This is a genomic window from Stenotrophomonas sp. YJH_SMC_130, from assembly GCF_059369035.1.
The window spans coordinates 21,577-42,527 of sequence record NZ_JCAFSH010000013.1 but is presented as its reverse complement, the minus strand read 5'-3'; the positions used below and the strand labels follow the sequence as shown (position 1 = coordinate 42,527).

Sequence of the window (20,951 nt, the reverse complement as noted above, 5' to 3'; positions counted from 1 at the left end):
CTCTGGGCCATACTACCCAGCGATCGCCGGCCCTGGGCGGTTTCGTACTGCTTGGGACGCCGGGAAGGGTCAGAATCCGCCTTACGCGGGATAATTCAATATTATCCCGTATAACTATTTTCGCCGACGAGCGGTCGTCTACCTGCTTTAATAGTATGTAATTACATGGTATGTAATACATTACGAAATAAAGTGAGGTGGCACGATGGCGCGCGCAGGACTCTATAAGAGTGACGTCCAGAAGGCGCGCGACGCGCTGCTGGCCCAACGCAAGAAGCCGTCAGTCGACGCGGTGCGAGTGGCCTTGGGCAACACGGGCTCCAAGACCACGATCCACCGCTACTTGCGTGAACTGGAAGGAGAGGAAGGCGGCGGTCCGGCGAGGACGGTAGCCGTTAGTGATGCTTTGCAGGACTTGGTTGCGCGCTTGGCCTCGCGGCTCCAGGAGGAAGCAGAGGCCATCCTCACCCAGGAGCGTGAGCGCCATCAGGCTGAGCTCCACAGTCGGCAACAGGCGCTTTCCGGTGCCCAAGAGGAGGCTGCCGCCTTGAGCAGTCGGCTGCAGCGCACCGAAGCAAGCCTGCACCAAGAGCAAGCTGCTCACGCCCTCCTTCAACAGAATCTAGGTGACAGGATCGCGGAAATCGCCCAGTTGAACGAGCGCATCGCTGGCATGACGGTGCGGCTGGCTGATCATGAGGCGCATACGCGTTCTCTGGAGGACAAGCATGCCCATGCCCGGGAAGCGCTTGAGCACTACCGCACTTCAACCAAAGAGCAGCGTGAGCAAGAGCTTCGCCGTCACGAGCATCAGGTCCAAGAGCTGCAAGTAGCCTTACGTCAGGCCAATGAAGCCTTGGGCGCGAAGAATCAGGAGCTGTTGGTGCTGAACCGCGACAATGGTCAATGGCTGGAGCGCCACGGGCGGATTGAGCGTGAGCTTGCCCAGCTACGACAGGCCCACGAAGGCCAACACAGCGAGGTCGTGGCGTTGCGCCAGACCGCGACGGACTATTTGGCACTGCAGGAGCGCTGGAAGACTGACGCCAAGACCTTGGATACCATGCGCAACGAGCTAGCTCAAGTTCAAGACACCCTTGCGCGGGAGCGTGAGCGCCGCGAGAGCGCTGAAGCCGATGCGTTGCGTGCCAATGCACGTCTTGAAGCGCTAGAGCCTCTACTGAATCAACTGACGCCAGCACAAAATGCGGTGAAGAAAACTCGGCGCGGCCATGCGCAAGATGGGGGAGCCGACTGACGAGGCTGCTCGTTTGTCTGCTAGCGGCTGGGGTGGCGCTCACCTGTCCAGTACGCCCATTCCATAGGGACGACCCAATCTACAAACAGTTTGGCTACTGAGGACTCCGGTGCCAAATGATAGGGCTTGAACATGCCTTGCTCGGGCGAACTGGTCATCAGGTAGCGCAGGCGCTTCTGGACCTCCTGAAAGATGGCTTCCCGCACATGGGCGCTGTCGTGCACGCCAAGACGCATCGCCACCGAGGCACCTTGGCGTACCGCCGCCCAGCAGCAGTAACGCCACCGCGCGATCGGCAAGCCCCGCGGTCCGGATTGAAAGACGAACCCCACATCACGTGCCCAGCCTGGGTCGAAGTGATGTTTGAGCAATTGCTGCTCCAGAAACTGCTCGGTCTCCCAGAGTGCAAGTTCATCCCACAGCTCCAGTTTCGCGTCCGCCAAGTCTACATCGTGTGCCATATCGCCGAGTTGGTCTTCCAGCACCGGGAGCAGGTGCCTGCGCTCGTGGGTAGACCAGGCGAAAGCCCATTGCAGATCTTCGATGGGCGTGACCTCGGCATCGGGGCGGATCTGCCATCGATCCGCTGGCCAGGGAACTTGGATCAAGGCCAAGTCTCGCAGCGTGTCCAGCACCAGCAAGGTGGAGCGGCGTGTGGGCGCCACCGGTAGGCGTCGTAGCTGCGCGGCTAACAGTGCGGCTAGGAAAAGGGTGCCACGAAGGCCCAACTCCTCGATGCTGGCGACCCCAGATGGCGTCATTGACGAGGTTCCGGGCATGCGGTTTCCGGGGATGAGGGAGCGGCGTGGCTCCTGGGGGGGGGGGGGCGGCGCTACCGGTGTCGCCGGTTGCCTCAAAGCTAAGAATATCTTAGTATGCAAGGCTGGGTACATCCGCCATCCTTATGGGGTCTCCATGGGGTGCGCGCGTGACTTTGTCCGTCGACTCAACACCGACCTTCGCTCGACGCCTCAAACAAGCCCGCCTGCACACGGGTTTGTCGCAGAAGGAGTTGGGCATCCGGGCCGGTCTGGATCCTCACGTGGCCAGCCCCCGAATCAACCAGTACGAGCGTGGCAAGCACGAGCCCATGCTGGAGATTGCTGAGCGGTTGGCCCAAGCGTTGGGGATCCCCGCCGCCTTCCTTTACACCGACGATGATCTGCTGGCCAAGTTGCTCCTGCGCTGGGGCTCGCTAAGCAAGCAGCAGAAGCGCGAGTTGGTGAAGCTGATCGAGGCCACGCCCGAGAAGTAAACCGAACAAGCGCTCGCCCTATGGGCAACTCTTCGCCTCAACCCGCCCTTTGGGCGCTTCTGGAGGGAGCTGCAGTGTCCGCGGCTAGTGCGACTGACAAGTCGCGACATCTCAGGCTTACTTGAGATTTTGTTCACGACCGATACACACGCGCCTTGTCTAAAGTGATATACCATGTCGCCCGTGTCAGCCTCCTCACTTCTACTGCGACTGTTCCTGATCGCCATGCTCGTGCTTAACGGCGCGTGGTCGGCGTTTGCGTCCGTCAGTATGAACCCGGTCATGGAAGAGCAGGCCAGCGAAGTGGCTGCCGCGGTGCAAGTCGACGAAGACTGCTTCGCCCATCACAGTGCTGAGCATCATCCCGATGCCACATCGATTGAAAAGGCTGGCACTGGGCATGGCGACCATGCCGGTCCCGACTGTTGCAAGTCTTCTGCGTGCCGGTGCGCCTGCGTACACGCTTGCGCGAGCGCACTTCCTGCGCGCCTGCATGTTTCGGTGCAACTGGCCTTGGGCCTGGATGTCATGCCGCTGCCCCTAGGGCATGCGGCACCTGCCTTGCCTCATCTGATCCGACCACCGATCGGCTAAGCGTCCCTAGGCGCCGCAATGGCGCCGTTGGTGTGGCTTGCATGCCTGTTTAGGCCAGCCGCCCGCTCTGTACCACCGCCCGCCGGTGGCAACACGACGCTTGGAGCATTTTCATGTCGCATGATGATTTTCGTGGTCCACGCGGTGGACCGCTGCTGCCTTCGCGGCGGCGATTTGTCCAAGGCTTGGCCTTGGGAGGCGCAGTCGCAGGATTAGGTTTCTGGCCCAAAGCCAGTTGGGCGCTCAAGGGGCCGGGACAACCCAACGTACTATCGGGCACTGAGTTTGACCTGACCATTGGCGAGACGCCGATGAACTTCACCGGCAAGACCCGCACCGCGATCACGGTCAACGGGTCCGTTCCGGCGCCGTTGCTGCGGTGGCGGGAAGGCACCACGGTCAACTTGCGCGTCTCTAATGCATTGCCCGCTAACTCCATCCATGGCGCGGACACCTCCATCCATTGGCACGGCATCATTTTGCCGGCCAACATGGACGGCGTGCCGGGTCTGAGCTTTGACGGTATCGGACGTGGTGAGACCTACCACTACCGGTTCACCCTGCATCAGGGCGGAACCTACTGGTACCACAGCCACTCAGGGTTCCAGGAACAAGCCGGGCTCTATGGCCCGATCGTCATCGACCCATTGGAGCCGGAGCCCTTCAGTTTCGATCGCGACTACGTCGTGATGCTGAGCGATTGGACAGACCTGGACCCGACGGCCCTGTTCGATCGTTTGAAGAAGATGCCGGGCCATGACAATTACTACAAGCGCACGGTCGGCGATTTTGCGCGCGATGTGAAGCGCAACGGCCTGTCGGCCACGTTGGAAGATCGCAAGATGTGGGGCGTGATGCGGATGACGCCCACGGACCTGTCCGACGTCAACGCCAACACCTACACCTACCTGATGAACGGCACGACCTCACTGGGCAACTGGACCGGTTTGTTCCGCAGTGGCGAGAAGGTGCGCCTGCGTTTCATCAATGGCTCTGCCATGACGTACTTCGATGTGCGTATTCCGGGGCTGAAGATGACCGTGGTGGCGGCAGATGGCTTGTATGTCCATCCGGTTTCCGTCGACGAGTTCCGCATCGCGGTAGCAGAAACCTTCGATGTGATCGTGGAGCCCTCCGGGCAGGACGCATTCACCATCTTTGCCCAAGACTCCGGTCGCACCGGCTACATCAGCGGCACGCTCGCTGTGCGCGAAGGATTACGCGCGCCCGTTCCGTCTGTGGATCCCCGGCCGCTGCTGACGATGGCAGACATGGGCATGGATCATGGGTCGATGGATATGTCTGGCGGCAGCAAGGGCATGGAAGGCGGCTGTGGTGCGGCCATGGGCATGCCTGGCATGACCCCACCTGTCAGCGGTAACGCGACCTCGGCCCATGCAGGCCATGCGATGCCCGCCGCCGGCGATGGTGCCATGGCAGGCATGCAGCACGGGGGCATGCAATCACACCCTGCTAGCGAGACCAACAATCCCCTGTTGGACAACCAAGCCATGAGCGTGAGTTCGCGCTTGGATGATCCGGGCAATGGCCTGCGCGATAACGGCCGTCATGTGCTGACGTATTCCATGCTCAAGAGCACCTTTGAAGACCCTGACGGACGCGACCCCGGTCGCGAGATCGAGCTGCATCTGACCGGACACATGGAGAAATTCTCCTGGGGCTTCAACGGTCAGAAGTTTTCCGATGTCGAGCCGCTGCGGCTGAACTACGGCGAGCGTATGCGCATCGTATTGGTTAACGACACGATGATGACCCATCCCATCCATTTGCACGGCATGTGGAGTGACGTGGAGGACGACAACGGCAACTTCATGGTGCGCAAGCACACGGTGGATATGCCGCCAGGTAGCCGACGCACGTATCGCGTGCGTGCCGATGCGTTGGGCAGCTGGGCGTTCCATTGCCACCTGCTTTATCACATGGAAGCCGGAATGATGCGCACGGTGAGGGTCGACGAATGAACATCAATAGACGCGATACCACCCTGACTGCGCTGACGGCTATCTCGCTGGCCCTGGCCAATGCGGCCAGCGCCCAATCTATGCAGCACGGCTCCATGCAGATGGAGCAGGGCGCGCAGACCCAGACTCAGGATCACTCTGCACATCAGGCACCGACATCAAAACCTGCGCCAGCCCAAAAGCCTGCAACACCGGCCAAGACGAGCGAAGCGACGATCGATCATGCGGCGATGGGCCACGCCGAGCCGCAGGCTAACGCAGCCGAGCCTGCCATGCAGGGCATGGACCATTCGCAGATGGGGCACGGCTCGCCCGCGAGCACACCTGCGGCGCCCACAGCGCAGGCGCAGTCGATGCAGGGCATGGATCACAGTCAGATGGCACAGCCCGCTGCAGCCGACACCTCCGGCACGGCCACGCCTGCGATGCAGGGGATGGACCATTCGCAGATGGGCCATGATTCGCCCGCGCCCGCTACACCAGAAGCGGGAATGCAATCGATGGAGGGCATGGACCACAGTCAGATGGGACACGGGCCTGCAGCGCCAACGCAGCCGCGCACCCCGATTCCCGCGGTGACGGACGCGGATCGCAAGGCGGCCATCGCGCCGGAACACGCGCATCCGGTGCATGACAACTCGATCAAGAGCTACGTGCTGCTCAATCGCCTGGAAACCTGGGATGCCGATCCGGGCACCGGGCTGGGCTGGGAGGGCCAGGGCTGGATCGGTACGGACCTCAATCGCGTCTGGCTCCGCAGTGAAGGCGAACGCACGGATGGTCAGACCGAGTCGGCTGATCTGGAAGTGCTTTACGGCCGCAGTATCTCCACGTGGTGGGATGTGGTGGCCGGTGTGCGTCATGACTTCAAGCCTGGGGCATCGCAGAACTTCGCCGCTATCGGTGTACAGGGCTTGGCGCCGATGAAGTTCGAAGTGTCCGCCACAGCCTATCTCGGCGAAGGGGGCCAGACTGCCGCCAATGTCGAGGCCGAGTACGAATTGCTGCTAACCAACCGGCTGATCTTGCAGCCGCTGGTGGAAGTCACCGCCTATGGCAAGAACGATCCATTGCGCGGGATAGGTTCGGGTCTGAGTGCCGCTGAGGCGGGGCTACGACTTCGCTATGAGTTCACCCGAAAGTTCGCTCCCTACATCGGCGTGGTGTACGAGCGCGCGTTTGGCAATACCGCAGACATGCGACGCGAGCATGGCGAGTCCTTTGAAGACACGCGCTTGGTCATCGGCCTTCGTACCTGGTTCTAAGGGGAACTGACAATGAAATCCAACAAAAAGATGTGGGTATGGCTCGGTGCCGGCGTGGCATTGGTTGCGGTGGTCGCAACCGCCACGCTCTCTCTGGGCGTGTACAACGTGGCCGCCGACGATCCGCATAGTCGCCCGGTGTATGCGCTACTTGAAACGGCGCGCGAGCGTTCCATTGAGGTGCGCGCCGCCAAGCTTCAGCTACCCACGAACCTTGATGATCCTGAGCGTATCCGCCAGGGTGCGGGCAACTACAACGCCATGTGCGTGACCTGCCATCTTTCACCAGACGCGGCGGCCAACGAGATGAGCAAGGGCCTGTACCCCGCGCCACCGAACCTAAGCAAACAGCCGGTCGCTCCAGCTGAGGCGTTCTGGGTGATCAAGCACGGCATCAAGGCCAGCGGCATGCCCGCTTGGGGCGGCAGCATGGACGATGAGTTCATATGGAACATGTCGGCCTTCCTGCAGAAGTTGCCCACGCTGGACGCGACTGCGTACAAGGAACTTGTCGACAGCAGCGAGGGCCATTCGCATGGCGGCGGCGAGACGCAAGGCCACCATGACGACGAAAAGGCCGAGGATCACCCTGCCTTATTCGAGCCGGGCAACAACTCCATGCCGCATGCGCACCCGCCGGGCGTGGACGACGATCACCACGGCCCGACACCCAGCGACACGGAAGTCGGGTTGGTGAGCCACGGCCATCCCGACGGCAAGGTGGAGTCGCACCCTGCACCACACACGCCCGTGGCCGATGACGGCCATGCGCACCCCCATTGATCTTCTTGGAGCCCACGCAATGAACGCAACAGCAATCTCGTTCACCCTCGCACTGGCACTGGCCGTCGTGTCCCCCGCAATGGCGCAGGCGACACAGCCGCACGCACATCACCCCGCTGCCGCGGCATCTGCGGACGTCGACGTCCCAGTCACTGCAGAGGCCGCGGTCGCCGTAGCGGAGCGTTTCAACAGGGCCCTGTCTAGCGGCGATCTGGCCACGGTCGAAGCCCTGCTCGCTGCCGACGTTCTCATCCTCGAGTCCGGGGGCGCCGAACGCAGCCGCGAGGAATACATGGGCCATCACGCAGTCAGCGATGCGGCGTTCCTCAAGGGCGCCCATCGCCAGCTGCTCCGTCAGCGCGCACGAGCCGCTGGCGAGTTCGCGTGGGTCGGAACCGAAAGCGAGTTGCATGCCCAGAAGGACGGCCAGCCACTGACCGTCCAGAGCGACGAGACGATGGTGCTGAAGGAGACCGCGGACGGCTGGCGGATCGTCCACATCCACTGGTCCTCGCGGACCAAGCGCTGAGTCGAGAGATTGAAATGACTACGCTCACATTGCACCGTCTGACTTTTGTGGTCCTTGCCGTGGCTGGTCTGGGTGCTTGCACCCAGGATGCTTCATCCGCGCAACCCACAACCTCGCCCTCCGCACAGGTTGTCGTCCAATCAGCCGACGCGACTCCAGCAGCCCTGCCACGCATGACCGTCCACAAGACCCCGACCTGCGGGTGCTGCGGTGTCTGGATCGACCACGTGCAGAAGGCGGGATTCACCGTGGATGTGCACGACATGGATGACCTGGGTCTGGTCAAGGAGCGGTTGGGTGTCCCCTATGCAAAGGGCTCCTGCCACACGGCCGAGATCGGCGGATACGTCATCGAAGGCCACGTTCCGGCCGCGGACATCAAGCGTCTCCTCGAAGAAAAGCCGAACGCACGCGGCCTGGTCCTCCCAGGGATGCCGCTTGGTTCTCCGGGCATGGAGGTCCCGGAGGGACGCCAGCAGCCGTTCACGGTCGAGCTGATACATCGCGACGGAACCACTGAACCGTTCGCACAGCACTGATCCGTCGCAGCAACAGGGGACGGTGTTGCGGGCGCGCCGATTCTCGCCCGCGAGGAAGAAGGAGAACTACATGACTCACCATTCCGCAGCACACCGGCCCCAGGCCATGAACGAGTGCATCGACAACTGCACGCAATGCCATGCGATCTGCCTGGAGACCATCAACTACTGCCTGACCAAAGGAGGTGTTCACGCGGCCCCGGAGCACATCGCCCTGTTGGCGACGTGTGCCGATACCTGCGCAACCAGTGCCGACGCGATGCTGCGCGGTGCCAGCGTTCACGACGTGGTTTGCGGTGCCTGCGCGGAGATCTGCCGCCAGTGCGCCGATGCATGCGACGCCATGAACGACCCTGAGATGACGCGCTGCGCCGAAGTTTGTCGCCGCTGCGCGGAAAGCTGCAGCGCCATGGCAGCGTAATGCGTCGAGGATCCCGCCTGAGCCGGTGGGATCCTCGTCTCGCGAAAGCGGAAGTATCAAGAAAATCCGACAAATCGTGGTTTCAGTGACAGTCCGACATCTAACGCTTGTCGCATCGAACACAGCGCGGCCCCTCCCGAACGGGCTTTGCATCACATTCCAATGAGGATTTATCCATATGAAGTCGTCCAACGTCATTCGCTCCTTCGCGCTCGTCCTCGCAATCGCGGCCGGGCAGTTTTCGCTGCAGGTCGCGCACGCCCACGCCGCGCTGCAGCAGTCCACACCGGCGGCAAATGCGGTGGTGGCCTCGCCAGGCCAGATCGATCTCGTGTTCAACGAGACATTGATTCCGCGGGCGTCGCGTCTCAAGTTGCTCATGAAGCACGGCAGTTCCACCATGCCGATCGAGAATTTCACGACCGAGATCGTCAACAACGGCAAGACCCTGCGTGCCAAGTTGCCTGGACCGCTGGCTCCGGGCGTCTATACCGTGGAATACCGCGCCGTCGGTGGTGACAACCACCCCATGCCGGGCAGCTTCAGCTTCACGGTGCGCTGAGGAGTCGCGAATGTTCGACCTGTCGGCTTATGCACTGAGATTCTTGGAATACCTTGTCATCATGGTTCTTTTCGGGGTTCCACTCTTCGGTTGGTACGGGTCGCGTCGATCGGCACTCGCCGACGCCTTGGCCGGGTGGTCACTCATGGGCGTTCTATTGGCGGGTGCCGTAGCCGGTCTCGTGCTCACCGGGCTCGATGTCGTCTTCAAGACCGCGGGCATCATGGGAATGCCGCTTGCCGAGGTTGATCGCGCATCGCTTGGCTGGTATCTGCTCGAGACGTCCGCGGGCCGGGCAGCCATGGCGAGAGGCGCGCTGCTGGTCGCCCTGATGTTCGTGCTCGGATGGCATCGTCGCCGCGGGAAGGTGGAGACCGCCTTCCCGCTGGGGGCGATGCTGGCGGGCGGCGCACTCGCTTCGCTGGCATGGAACGGCCACGCCGCCGCTGGCGAGGGCTTGGCAGGCGCGGTCCGGCTTGCTGCAGGCATCGTCCATCTTCTCGCGGCAGGCGGCTGGATCGCAGCGGTCCTGATGTTCCTTGCCATGCTGCTGCGCGGCAAAGAGACGAACGGCAGCGGGCGTCTGCGATCAACGCATGACTTTCTGCATGGTTTTTCGACGCTGGGAACGATCTTCGTTGGTGCGCTCATCGTGTCCGGCATCGCGCACTACGGGGATCTCACCGCGTGGTCGTTTTCGGCCCTGTTCCAGAGCACCTACGGGAAGTTGCTGCTTTTCAAACTGGCCCTGTTCGCTGGAATGCTGGGTTTGGGAGCGCTGCACCGATGGACGCTGGTGCCGCGCTTGGAACGAGCGCTGACCAGCGGAGATCCCGCGCAGGAGGTGCGGGCTTTGCGGCAGAGTGTTACGGCTGAGGCCGCGCTGGCCATCTTGATCCTGATTGTTGTTTCAGTGCTCGGGACGCTCAGCCCCGAATAGCTGTGTAACCCGCAATGGCACACTGCCTTGGCAGTCCATCCCCACTAAAGCGAGCATCGGCATGAACTCACCGTCGTCCCATGACCATCACCATTCTGCAGGCGCAGCCCCTGTCGAGGCTGCGGATGGACGGGTCATCACCAATCCCGTCCGCTATACGGACGATGCTCCCCAGCAAGTTGAAGTGACCGCCCCAGCAGCGGTGGCCCAACCCAGCGGTACCCACGCCACGGTCTACACCTGCCCGATGCATCCGCAGATTCGTCAGCCAGGTCCCGGCACCTGTCCGATCTGCGGCATGGCGCTGGAGCCGGAGATGCCCTCGCTGGAGGAGGACGACAATCCAGAGTTACGCGATTTCACCCGAAGGTTCTGGTGGACGTTGCCTTTGACGTTGATCGTCCTGGTCTTGGCCATGCTGGGACACCGTCTGCCCGGCTTGTCCACGCAGGCGCGCACCTGGATTGAGCTCGTGCTGAGCGCCCCGGTGGTGCTCTGGGCGGGGTGGCCTTTCTTTGAGCGCTGCCTACAGTCCATCGGCAATCGCAGCCCCAACATGTGGACGCTGATCGGCATCGGCGTGGCCGCCGCGTTTGGCTACAGCGTGGTGGCCACCGTGGCACCGGACCTGTTTCCGGACTCTTTCCGCGAGCATGGACGGGTAGGGGTCTACTTCGAGGCGGCAGCGGTCATCGTCTCGCTCACCCTGCTCGGACAGCTGCTGGAACTGCGGGCGCGTTCCAAAACCTCGGCGGCCATCAAGTCCCTGCTGGGATTGGCGCCCAAGACGGCTCGCCGCGTCAAACCCGATGGGGGCGAAGAGGACGTTGCGCTGGATCACGTGCACGTGGGTGATCTGCTTCGCGTACGACCGGGCGAGAAGGTGCCGGTCGATGGGGAAGTCATCGAAGGCCGCGCCAGTGTCGATGAGTCGATGCTGACCGGTGAACCCATTCCGGTGGAGAAGGCTGTCGGTGATCACGTTATAGGCGCCACGCTCAACGGGACGGGCGCCTTAGTCATCCGGGCGGACAAAGTCGGATCCGGGACGGTACTGGCGCAGATTGTGCAGTTGGTAGCCCAAGCCCAGCGCTCCCGCGCGCCGATGCAGCGTATGGCGGACAAGGTGGCGTACTGGTTTGTCCTGGCCGTGCTGGCCACGGCGGTGCTCACGTTCTTCGGATGGGGTCTGTTTGGACCCGAACCGTCCTGGACCTTTGCCGTCCTCAATGCCGTATCGGTTCTGATCATTGCTTGCCCGTGTGCCTTGGGTTTGGCTACCCCCATGTCGATCATGGTCGCCACTGGCCGCGCTGCGCAGGTCGGGGTCCTGTTCCGCGATGCTCAGGCGATCGAGCAGCTACGTCTGATCGACACGTTGATCGTGGACAAGACCGGTACGTTGACCGAGGGGCGTCCAGCCTTTCGCGACACGCTCTCCAACGCCGGCTTCGACGCCGATCAGATCCTTTGTTTGGCCGGCAGCTTGGAGCAGGGCAGTGAGCACCCCTTGGCCGAGGCCATCGTGGCTGAAGCCCAGCGACGTGGCTTGAACCTGGTGGCCGCCCAAGATTTTGATTCGCTCACCGGCCAAGGCGTCCGCGGGCGCGTGTCCGATCAGGATGTCGTGCTCGGCAACCAAAGCCTGATGGCGTCGGTTGGCGCCGATGTAGCACCTTTGCAAAGCAGCGCCGAGCGTCTTCGGAAAGAAGGCGCTAGCGTGATGTTCCTGGCGGTCAATGGTCGGTTGGCCGGCGCCATTGCGGTGGCTGATCCCATCAAAGCCACGACCTTGCCTGCCTTGAACCTGCTACGTGCCGATGGCCTGCACGTGGTGATGGCCTCCGGTGACGCACAGGCGACGGCCGAGGCCGTGGGGCGCACGCTGGGCATCGAGGATGTGCGTGGTGGCGTCAAGCCGCAGGACAAGGCCGACCTGGTCCAGCAACTCAAAGCCCAGGGTCGTCGCGTGGCCATGGCTGGCGATGGCATCAACGATGCGCCGGCCCTGGCGGCAGCCGATGTGGGCATCGCGATGGGGACGGGCACGGATGTGGCCATGTCCAGCGCCCAGCTCACCCTGGTCAAGGGTGATTTGAGGCGCATCGTGCAAGCCCGTGCCATCTCGTCTTTGACGGTGGCCAATATGAAGCAGAACCTGGGCTTCGCCTTCGTCTACAACGCCATCGGCGTGCCTATCGCCGCCGGCTTGCTGTATCCCAGCTTCGGCCTTTTGCTCAGTCCGATGATGGCGGCCCTGGCCATGAGCCTGAGCTCGGTTTCGGTGGTCACCAATGCCCTGCGTTTGTCCGGCTCCACCGTTGTTGCCACCCCCCACCCTGACCGCGCCGATGAGCCTGCGCGCGGCCATTCCTGTCACTGATGGCTCATATCCCACAAGGAGTACTGCAATGAAGCGTTATGCCTCCCTCTCGATGATGGCCTTGTTCCTGATGGCGGGCGCGGCCTTCGCCGGCGGCCAGACCACCACGCCCACCACCGACCACGGTCAGCACAAGCCGGCGGCGGCCGATGCCGATTTCACCAAGCTCGATGCCAACAAGGACGGCTCGCTGTCCAAGGAAGAACTGGCCAAGCACAAGCTGGCGCCGCACTTTGGCATGCTCGATAGCAACAAAGATGGCAAGCTGAGCCCGCAGGAATTCGCTGCCGGCAAGGGTATGTAAGTGTTCTCAGCCCGGGAGCTGTTCCAACAGTTCGCGGGTTCTTCCGCCGTTCTGCCATTCCCACGGAGATTGTTATGTCCTCTTCGCACGGTACGCACGAAAACGCGCAAGACCCGCAGTCCCAGCACGCAAAACCGCACGCCTCACACCAACCTGCCCACCAGGCACAACAAGGGCATCAAGGCCATTACGGCCGCCTGTTGTTGATGATGGGCCTGTCTTTCGTGGCCATGTACGCATTGATGTACGCAATGGTCGATCAGTGGGCTAACGTCTATAACAACGTGAACCAGTTCTACATGGCGGGCCTGATGGCCGCTCCCATGCTGCTGATCGAGCTGTGGCTAATGTCCAGCATGTACCCCGATCGCCGACGCAATCTGATTCTGGCTGGTCTGACGGTGGCGTTCATGCTGTTCTGCTGGTGGGGCATTCGCACTCAAGCAGCGGTCACTGACAAACAGTTCATCCGTTCGATGATTCCCCACCACGCTGGCGCCATCCTGATGTGTGAGGAGAATCGTCTGAAGGATCCTGAGTTGGTGAAGCTCTGCCAGGACATTATTACCTCGCAGACACAGGAGATCGCGCAAATGAAGCAGTTGCTGGCTGAGCGTTCCCATTAGCTCACTGCCTTTTGCCAGCCGATATCACTTCACTGAGCCTGCGCACTGACCATTCGGTGGATCAAACGCGCGGCCACACGTGCGGTGGCTTGATCCGGATCCAGGGGCGGACACAGTTCCGCCACGTCGACCACACGTACCTTGCCCGAGGCCATGACCAGATCCAGCAGGGCTTCCAGGACCTCCAGACTCACCCCGCGTGGGTTGGGGGCGCTCACGCCCGGGGCCACCACCATTGAGTACGCCGGCAAGATCACCAGCGGCTTGGGTAGCTACACCCAGTGGCGTGGCTTGGGCTCACTGCGTATGGGCAAGAACCGTTGGACCGGCGTCTATTCGGCGCAGTACATCGGCAGCGCGGACGACATCATCGCCGTGCCCGACACGATCGGCTCGCATGTGTCCAGCGTGGTGTACCACAGCCTGCAACTGAGCTACGGCATCAAGAAGAAGTGGGATATCTCCGCCGGCGTTGAAAAAGTGCTCGATAAGAAGGCGCCGTTCGTGAAGAACAACCCCAACACCGACACCGACACCATGACGTACGACTTGCTGGGTCGTCGCTGGAATGTCCGCTTTGGTTACCACTGGTAAGCCACGATCACGAGGAGCTACACATCATGAGAAACACGCAACTATCCGCCACACTACTGCTGTTCGCTGTGGCCGGCAGTGCCGGTGCGCACGACCTGTTTGTCGCTTTCTCCAAGCCTGGCACCGCAGCGGGCGAGGCGAACACAGCGTTGGTGAACAATGGCACCTTCGATGAAAGTGCAGGTGCAGTCACCCGAGCGCGTCTACAGGACGTTTCGCTGAGTCAGGGCGGCGCTAAGGCTGCACCGGACTTGGCCAGTTGGAAAGAGGTCGGCAAGCAGAGCCAGCTCACCGTGCATCCGGCGGGCGAGGGCACCTATCTGCTGGGGGTCTCGACGATGGCCTCCACCAGCACGCGTACGGCCAGCGAGTTCGGCAAGTACCTGGAGTTGGAAGACTTGCCCGATACCCTGGCCACCTATGATGCGAGCAAGTTTCCCAAAGGGGTCACCTATAGCTATACCAAGCATGCTCGTACCATTGGACAGGTGGGCACAAAACTGACCGACGATTTCGCTGCCTCGCTGGGCTATCCGCTGGAGATCCGCTTGGCCCGCAATCCTGGAAGCGTGAAGGTCGGCGAACAGCTGTCGTTCCAGGTGCTGCAGCAGGGCACGCCAGTGCCCAACCTACGCGTGTACGTCGGTCATCGTGCTGACGCACCGGTCAAGGGTGGGCACGGTAGCGCTACGCTCCTGCGCACCGATGCCCAAGGCCAAGCCAGTTTCCAGGTGACCACCGCCAAGACCTGGTACATCCACACCAATCACATTGTGCCCTCTACACAAAAGGGTTTGGATTTTGTGTCGGATCGGGCGTCGCTGAGCTTTGAGATTTCCCCGCACGCCGGGCACTGATAAGTAAGCATGTAGGCGGTACTCTCCCCTTTGACGCCAGTCATGACTTCTTCCATGACTGGCGTCTTTTTGTGGGGACTTACCTCAAGTGCTCAGTCTGTCTCTCATTGGTCGCCCCGCGCCGCGCGCAATCCACGTCGCCGCACTAGATAGAACGCTGCGGGAATCACCACCATAGAGAGCACCGGTGCGGTGAGCATGCCACCCAGCATCGGCGCGGCGATACGTTGCATGACCTCCGAGCCGGCACCGGCACCGACGAAAAGCGGAAACAACCCGGCCAGGATGACGGCTACCGTCATCGCCTTCGGGCGCACCCGTTGCACGGCGCCTTCGTAGATAGCCTCTTGCAGGGTAGACACATCTTCCGGCGCACCGCTGGCCAAGCGCTGCTCCCAGGCATGACGCAGGTACAGCAGCATGATGACGCCGAACTCAGCCGCAACGCCGCCCAGGGCGATGAATCCGATCATGCTGGCCACCGAAATCGCATGGCCCAGCCCCCAGATCAACCAGAAACCGCCCACCAACGCCAAGGGCAAGCTGAGCAGGATGATGGATACATCGCTAAGCCGGCGAAACACCATCCAGATGACCAGGAAGATGATCGCCAACGCCGCGGGCACCACCCATTGCAGGCGTGCCAAAGCCCGTTGCAGATACTCGTACTGCCCCGACCACGCCAGACCATAGCCGGCAGGCAAACTCACCTGGGTCTGCACCGCGGCTTGCAGGTCCTGGACCACCGATCCCAAGTCGCGATCGGCCACATCCACGTAGATGTAGCCCACCAACCGGCCGTTATCGCTCTTGAGCATCGGCGGGCCTGGGCTGATTGACAGCTCCGCCACCTGGCTCAAGGTCAGTTGCACACCGCCTGGCGCGATCAGCGGCAGATCCTGCAAGGCCTGCAACGAGTCACGCTGGCCACGGGGGTAGCGCAAGACGATGGGATAGCGTTCGCGCCCCTCGATCGTTTCCCCGATTGGATCACCGCCAACGACCGTGGCAATCAGTTGCTGGAGTTGGCCTTGAGTGAATCCGTAACGTGCAGCGATTTCCGGGCGCACCTGTACATCGACATAGCGCCCACCCGTGACGCGTTCGGCCAGTGCCGAACTCACGCCGGGCACAGTCTTGGCCACCTGCTCGATCTGCTGGCTCAGGCGCTCGATCTGCTCCACATCGGGTCCGGAGACCTTGATCCCAATCGGGCTCTTGATGCCGGTGGCCAACATATCGATGCGATTGCGAATGGGCGGGACCCATAGGTTGGTCAGACCGGGAATCTTGACCGCTGCGTCCAACTCCTGGCGTAGCTTCTGGGGGGTCATGCCCGGGCGCCATTGATCCCGCGGCTTGAAGGTCACGGTGGTCTCAAACATTTCGATCGGTGCCGGATCGGTCGCACTTTCGGCACGGCCCGCCTTGCCGAACACGTGCTCAACCTCCGGTACGGTCTTGATCATCCGGCCCGAGAGCTGGAGCAACTGACGGGCCTTGTCGGCGGACAGGCCGGGCAGGGCCGTGGGCATGTACAACAGGCTGCCTTCTTCCAAGGGCGGCATGAACTCACTGCCCAACCGGCTAAAGGGGATCAAGGTGAGCACTAGCAGCAGGCCGCTGAGCAGCAAGGTGACACCGGGATGTTTGAGGACCCACAGCAGGATGGGCCGATAGCCAGCGATCAGGATGCGATTGATGGGGTTCTGCTGTTCCGGGCGGATGCGGCCGCGGATCAGGTAGCCCATCAAGACGGGGATCAAGGTCACCGACAACCCTGCTGCGGCGGCCATCGCGTAGGTCTTGGTGTAGGCCAGAGGCGAGAACAATCGCCCTTCCTGCGCCTGCAGGGCAAAAACCGGCACGAAAGACAGGGTGATGACCAGCAAGCTGGCGAACAGGGCCGGTCCGACCTCGGCCGCCGAGCGGGCCATCAGCTGCCAGCGCTCCTCACCCTGAGGTTCCCGGCCGTGCGCCTCCCGCCAGTGCTCCAGATGCTTGTGTGCATTTTCGATCATCACCACCGCTGCATCGACCATCGCACCAATGGCGATGGCGATGCCGCCTAATGACAGCAAGTTGGCGGAGATCCCCTGGGCGTGCATCACGATGAAGGCCGCCAGGATACCCAAAGGCAGGGTGATGACGGCCACCAACGCCGAGCGTAGGTGCCACAGGAACAGCAGGCATACCAGCGCTACGACCAGAAACTCTTCGCCAAGCTTGTGGGTGAGGTTGCGTACCGCATCCTGGATCAGCTCGGAGCGGTCGTACACCGGCACCACTTCCACGCCCTCGGGCAAGCTGGATTGCAACGCCTGCAGTCGCGCTTTGACGTTCCGAATGGCCCCCAAGGCATCCTTGCCGGTCCGCAGGACGATCACGCCGCCGGCCACCTCACCTTGACCATCCAACTCTGCGATACCACGACGGAAGACCGGCCCGCGACTGATCGTGGCCACCTCGCCGAGCAGGACGGGGATGCCGTCGTTGCCGGTTACCGGCACCTGTTCGAACGCCTCCTGTGTGCGCAGGTAGCCTTCGCTGCGCACCATCAGTTCGGCTTCGCCTTGTTCGATCACCGAGCCCCCGGTAGCGCCGTTGGCCGCATCCACCGCCTCGATGAGCTCGGCCACCGTCAGTCCACGGGCCGCCAACGCCTGCGGATCGGGCTGGATCTGCCAGGCGCGCACCGCACCGCCCACACTGGCTACTTCAGCCACGTCCGGCACGGTTTTTAGCTCATAACGAAGAAACCAGTCCTGCAACGCACGCAGCTGCCCCACATCACGTTGACCTGTCCGATCCACCAAGGCGTACTGGTAGATCCAGCCCAGTCCTGTCGCATCAGGACCCAGCGCCGGATTCACATTCGGCGGAAGTCGATCGCGTACCTGGCTCAAGTACTCGAGCACTCGAGAGCGCGCCCAGTAAAGATCAGTGGCATCGTCAAACAGGATGTAGACGAATGAATCACCGAAGAAGGAGAAGCCGCGTACCGCCTTCACGCCCGGCACGGACAACATCGTGGTGGCCAACGGGTAGGTGACCTGGTCTTCGATGATGCGCGGGGTTTGCCCCGCCCATTGCGTGCGGATGATGACCTGGGTATCGGACAGGTCCGGCAGCGCATCCAGCGGCGTGTTCTTTACCGACCAGATACCGACCACCGCCAGCAGCGCGGCGGCAACCAGCACCAGCACGCGATTGGCGATGCAAGCATGGATCAGGCGCGCGATCATGGTGTGCCCTCCATCGCTTCGGACATGACCTCGCTTGCCTGGCAATCAGCGGCTGCGGCGGGGCCGAACTTGGGTACCAACTGCATATCCATGAACGGTGACTTGCCCGGCTTGTCGAAATGCTTCTCCGGCACCATCGGGTCATACCAGTACTGCACCGGGCAGCGCGGCGGCGTAGAGGTGGAGGTGTCTGGCGCGACAGGCGCCGGCTGTCTGGACGGTGACGGCACGACAGTGCGTGGTTCGTGCCCGGCGTCATGGCGCTCGTGCACACCTGATGCGCTGGCAGGGCGTGTCGGTTGTGCAGCACCCAGGCGCTCCAACGCACCGGAGAGACTGGCTTCGGAGTCGAGCAAGAACTGACCCGAGACGACCACGCGTTCACCACCGGCCAAGCCTGCCACGATCTGCGTGCGCCCTTGCACGCTACGTCCCACACTCACCCGCACTGGCCGGAAGCTCCCGTCCGGATCCTGCACGATGACCCGGCTGTCCCGCCCGGTGGCGATCAGCGCCTCCGTGGGAACGACTGGCAGGGCCTGCTCGGCGTCGGGCTGCACCAGAACCTCGGCGAACATGCCCGGCACCAGCCGACGCTGCGGGTTGCGCAGCACAATTCGCGCCCGCTGCGTGCGACTAGCCATGTCGACCTGGGGAAGCAACGCCTGGATCTGTCCGGCAAAGCGCTCTGCCGGCCAGGCACTGACCGTGGCCTGCACTGAGGTCCCCGGCCGCAAGGTGCCCAGCGCTGCCTGGGGTACCGAGGCCTCCAGCCACAACGTGTCCAGCCCATTGATCTTGAACAGTGGCGTACCGGGCATCACCGTCTGTCCCTCGCGTGCCAGGATCTCGGTCACGACACCACTGTGGTCTGCGCTAAGCACGACGCCACTTCTGGCCGAGGCGCCAGAAGGAACACCCAACGAACGCAACCGTTGTTGCGCCGCACCCTGCAGCTCACGCGCGCCCGCGGACTGAGCTTGGCTCAGGGCATGTGCTTCGGCGATGGCCGCGTTCCATGCCGGGGCCTGCACGGTGGCCAGCGTTTGACCACGACGAACCTCGGTAAACGGCGCCTTTACCTGCACGTGGGTGATCAAGCCTTCCATGCGCGCACTGATCACGCTTTCCTGGGTCAGATCCCACGTCAGTGTGCCCGGCACGCGTACGGCAGTCCCTAGTAACTCTACCGTCACTTCCTGAGTGCGTATGCCCACGTTCTGCTGCAGGCGCGGATCGATCTGCGTTCCGCCCCCTATGGCCTCATCTGCGTATTTGGGCAGCAACTCCATATCCATGAACGGAGATTTGCCCGGCTTGTCGAATCGCTGCTCCGGCGCCATGGGGTCGTACCAGTACAGCACCTTGCGTGCTTGATCTGCGACGCTCGTGCCGGGGGGCGGGGTGGTATCAGAGGTTCGAGTCATCCAGGCGTAGCCGCCGGCAAAGCCGAGCGCCAGCAACCCGAGGGCCACGGCGAGCTGTGTGAGACGCGTCTTGGTCGGGCTCATGGCGTGTTCTCCTCATGGGGTAGCAGATAGGCCAGTGCCGCCCAGGCACGGCCCTGTTCGCCCAGCAGACGGGCGTTCTCCAGGTGCAATTCGATCTCATCGCGCCGCGCTTCCAGCCACGGCTGCAGGTCGGCACCGGCGCCGTAGGCGGCCAACGCCGTGCGTGCACGATCGCGCGCCAAAGGCAGGCTCTGCGTGTTCTGGCGCTCCAACTGGCCGGTTAACCCGCGCCATCGCGCTATCGCGCGTTGCACCGACTCGGCTTGGATGCGCCGGGCCTCATCGCGCTCTGCGGACACCGCCTCCAGCTCGGCCCGCCGTGCCGCGATGCCTCGTGCTTGGCGGTTCTTCTGGAACAGCGGCAGGCCCACACCCACTTCCACCATGAGCATGTCGCTGCGCGCCATGCCGTCGGGTGCGCGCTCGCGACGTCCGTAGGTGAGCTCCACACTCCAATCCGGGCGGGTTTCGGCCACGGCCGCATCCACCTGGGCCTGGGCTAAGCTCTCGCGTGCCTCCCAGCCCAGTAGTGGCGTGTGTTGGTCCAGTTTGGCCAGCAGTTGGGTGGGCTCCAATGGCAACTGCGAAAAATCCGGTGCCGCACCACTGGCCAAGATCGCCTCTGGTGCAATACCCAACCACCGCGCCAGGCCGGCCTGCGCGGCGGCGTGCTCCGCATGTACCTGCTCCAGGCGATTGTCCAACTGCAGTAGGGCGGCCTGGGCGGCAAGCACATCACTGGCCCCGGCCGTGCCGCCTGCCAAGCGAGCACGCGCCGCACGCTCGGCTATACGGGCCGGCTCGCGCAGACCTTCCAACGCATCTACGGCTTGCTGCGTACTCCACAGCTCGATCCAGGCCAGCGCGGCCGCTTGGGCCACCATCTGCTGTTCGGCCATCGACAGTGAGCGCGCTTGCGCCAGCGTCGCTTGCGCCAACGCGTGCTCGGCACGTCGTTTCGCACGCGCAGGAAACTCCTGCATCAGACCGATTTGCTGGGTGGTCATCTCATCGGCCCGCAAGCTGAAGGCATCGGGTCCGCTGACGGGCCAGTTCGCCAGCCCCACGATCAAACGTGGGTCGGGAAGCGCGCCAGCACGCGCGGCTTCTTCGGTACTGGCATCGATCTGCGATCGGCGCACCTGCAGGGTTGGGGCGTTAGCAAGCGCCCGTTGTAGGGCTTCTGTGTAGCTGATCGGGATAGCGGGCGATGCCGCCAGCACAGGACCACTGAGCGCCAGGGCAAACACGAACCCACACGCCATCTTGCGCCTTGCACGCAAGAAGAAAGACATCTCCATAA

The 20,951-nt window shown here is 62.7% G+C and carries 21 protein-coding genes; 16 read left to right on the top strand and 5 right to left on the bottom strand.

Annotated features, from left to right (window positions below):
* Window positions 1-205 precede the first annotated feature (205 nt).
* Entirely contained in the window at window positions 206-1,258 is a 1,053-nt protein-coding gene (locus AC5P5V_RS14160) for a DNA-binding protein (RefSeq protein ID WP_021201903.1), read from the top strand.
* Window positions 1,259-1,278: 20 nt separating this feature from the next.
* Here AC5P5V_RS14160 and AC5P5V_RS14155 read toward each other — a convergent pair whose 3' ends face one another.
* Complete coding sequence (locus AC5P5V_RS14155; RefSeq protein ID WP_223224790.1) at window positions 1,279-2,037, bottom strand: hypothetical protein; 759 nt, start codon at window positions 2,035-2,037, stop codon at window positions 1,279-1,281.
* 125 nt (window positions 2,038-2,162) lie between these two features.
* On the opposite strand from AC5P5V_RS14155, the gene AC5P5V_RS14150 reads away from it, so the two are divergent.
* The 13 genes from AC5P5V_RS14150 (at window position 2,163) to AC5P5V_RS14090 (ending at window position 13,441) form a co-directional block, all read left to right on the top strand.
* Window positions 2,163-2,513, top strand: coding sequence for a helix-turn-helix domain-containing protein (locus AC5P5V_RS14150; protein ID WP_043033515.1), 351 nt, complete (start codon window positions 2,163-2,165; stop codon window positions 2,511-2,513).
* A 174-nt stretch (window positions 2,514-2,687) separates the two neighbouring features.
* Window positions 2,688-3,107 (top strand): transcriptional regulator CopL, encoded by a 420-nt coding sequence (copL, locus tag AC5P5V_RS14145; protein ID WP_012480218.1) that lies wholly within the window; start codon window positions 2,688-2,690, stop codon window positions 3,105-3,107.
* A 113-nt stretch (window positions 3,108-3,220) separates the two neighbouring features.
* Window positions 3,221-5,089 carry a copper resistance system multicopper oxidase gene (locus AC5P5V_RS14140; RefSeq protein WP_012480217.1) on the top strand — a complete coding sequence of 623 codons (1,869 nt, stop codon included), beginning with the start codon at window positions 3,221-3,223 and terminating at the stop codon, window positions 5,087-5,089.
* Window positions 5,086-6,354, top strand: a complete 1,269-nt coding sequence (locus AC5P5V_RS14135; RefSeq protein ID WP_005413421.1) for a copper-binding protein CopB — start codon at window positions 5,086-5,088, stop codon at window positions 6,352-6,354. The genes AC5P5V_RS14140 and AC5P5V_RS14135 overlap by 4 nt, the downstream gene beginning before the upstream one ends.
* A gap of 12 nt (window positions 6,355-6,366) precedes the next feature.
* Entirely contained in the window at window positions 6,367-7,137 is a 771-nt protein-coding gene (locus AC5P5V_RS14130) for a c-type cytochrome (RefSeq protein ID WP_231352090.1), read from the top strand.
* Complete coding sequence (locus AC5P5V_RS14125) at window positions 7,121-7,666, top strand: nuclear transport factor 2 family protein (RefSeq protein ID WP_223224792.1); 546 nt, start codon at window positions 7,121-7,123, stop codon at window positions 7,664-7,666. Before AC5P5V_RS14130 ends, AC5P5V_RS14125 begins: the two co-directional genes overlap by 17 nt.
* Window positions 7,667-7,680: 14 nt before the next feature.
* On the top strand, window positions 7,681-8,205 hold the full coding sequence (locus AC5P5V_RS14120; RefSeq protein ID WP_012480214.1) for a DUF411 domain-containing protein: 525 nt from the start codon (window positions 7,681-7,683) through the stop codon (window positions 8,203-8,205).
* Between the two features lie 70 nt (window positions 8,206-8,275).
* Window positions 8,276-8,626 carry a four-helix bundle copper-binding protein gene (locus tag AC5P5V_RS14115; protein ID WP_012480213.1) on the top strand — a complete coding sequence of 117 codons (351 nt, stop codon included), beginning with the start codon at window positions 8,276-8,278 and terminating at the stop codon, window positions 8,624-8,626.
* Window positions 8,627-8,804: 178 nt separating this feature from the next.
* Window positions 8,805-9,188 (top strand): copper homeostasis periplasmic binding protein CopC, encoded by a 384-nt coding sequence (gene copC / locus AC5P5V_RS14110; protein ID WP_005413416.1) that lies wholly within the window; start codon window positions 8,805-8,807, stop codon window positions 9,186-9,188.
* A 10-nt stretch (window positions 9,189-9,198) separates the two neighbouring features.
* Window positions 9,199-10,128 carry a copper homeostasis membrane protein CopD gene (gene copD / locus AC5P5V_RS14105; protein WP_017354978.1) on the top strand — a complete coding sequence of 310 codons (930 nt, stop codon included), beginning with the start codon at window positions 9,199-9,201 and terminating at the stop codon, window positions 10,126-10,128.
* A 247-nt stretch (window positions 10,129-10,375) separates the two neighbouring features.
* Window positions 10,376-12,511: a copper-transporting P-type ATPase gene (locus tag AC5P5V_RS14100; RefSeq protein ID WP_024957401.1), complete on the top strand. Its 2,136-nt coding sequence runs from the start codon at window positions 10,376-10,378 to the stop codon at window positions 12,509-12,511.
* Window positions 12,512-12,539: 28 nt separating this feature from the next.
* Window positions 12,540-12,815, top strand: coding sequence for a hypothetical protein (locus tag AC5P5V_RS14095; protein ID WP_005413412.1), 276 nt, complete (start codon window positions 12,540-12,542; stop codon window positions 12,813-12,815).
* A 74-nt stretch (window positions 12,816-12,889) separates the two neighbouring features.
* A complete protein-coding gene (locus tag AC5P5V_RS14090) occupies window positions 12,890-13,441 on the top strand; it encodes a DUF305 domain-containing protein (RefSeq protein ID WP_031269107.1) in 552 nt (183 codons plus the stop codon).
* A gap of 29 nt (window positions 13,442-13,470) precedes the next feature.
* On the opposite strand, the gene AC5P5V_RS14085 is transcribed toward AC5P5V_RS14090, so the two are convergent.
* Entirely contained in the window at window positions 13,471-13,677 is a 207-nt protein-coding gene (locus tag AC5P5V_RS14085) for an arginase family protein (RefSeq protein WP_005413410.1), read from the bottom strand.
* Between AC5P5V_RS14085 and AC5P5V_RS14080 the strand changes: the two genes are divergently transcribed.
* Both AC5P5V_RS14080 and AC5P5V_RS14075 read left to right on the top strand, forming a co-directional pair.
* Window positions 13,595-14,035, top strand: coding sequence for a TonB-dependent receptor (locus AC5P5V_RS14080; protein ID WP_229298439.1), 441 nt, complete (start codon window positions 13,595-13,597; stop codon window positions 14,033-14,035). The genes AC5P5V_RS14085 and AC5P5V_RS14080 overlap by 83 nt on opposite strands.
* A gap of 26 nt (window positions 14,036-14,061) precedes the next feature.
* Window positions 14,062-14,892, top strand: coding sequence for a DUF4198 domain-containing protein (locus tag AC5P5V_RS14075; RefSeq protein ID WP_005413408.1), 831 nt, complete (start codon window positions 14,062-14,064; stop codon window positions 14,890-14,892).
* Between the two features lie 104 nt (window positions 14,893-14,996).
* On the opposite strand, the gene AC5P5V_RS14070 is transcribed toward AC5P5V_RS14075, so the two are convergent.
* From AC5P5V_RS14070 to AC5P5V_RS14060, 3 genes are read right to left on the bottom strand one after another with little or no spacing between them, the layout of a single operon-like run.
* A complete protein-coding gene (locus tag AC5P5V_RS14070) occupies window positions 14,997-18,137 on the bottom strand; it encodes an efflux RND transporter permease subunit (protein ID WP_005413407.1) in 3,141 nt (1,046 codons plus the stop codon).
* Window positions 18,134-19,648 (bottom strand): efflux RND transporter periplasmic adaptor subunit, encoded by a 1,515-nt coding sequence (locus tag AC5P5V_RS14065; protein WP_005413406.1) that lies wholly within the window; start codon window positions 19,646-19,648, stop codon window positions 18,134-18,136. Before AC5P5V_RS14065 ends, AC5P5V_RS14070 begins: the two co-directional genes overlap by 4 nt.
* Window positions 19,645-20,943 (bottom strand): TolC family protein, encoded by a 1,299-nt coding sequence (locus tag AC5P5V_RS14060; protein WP_024957398.1) that lies wholly within the window; start codon window positions 20,941-20,943, stop codon window positions 19,645-19,647. Before AC5P5V_RS14060 ends, AC5P5V_RS14065 begins: the two co-directional genes overlap by 4 nt.
* Window positions 20,944-20,951: the final 8 nt, after the last annotated feature.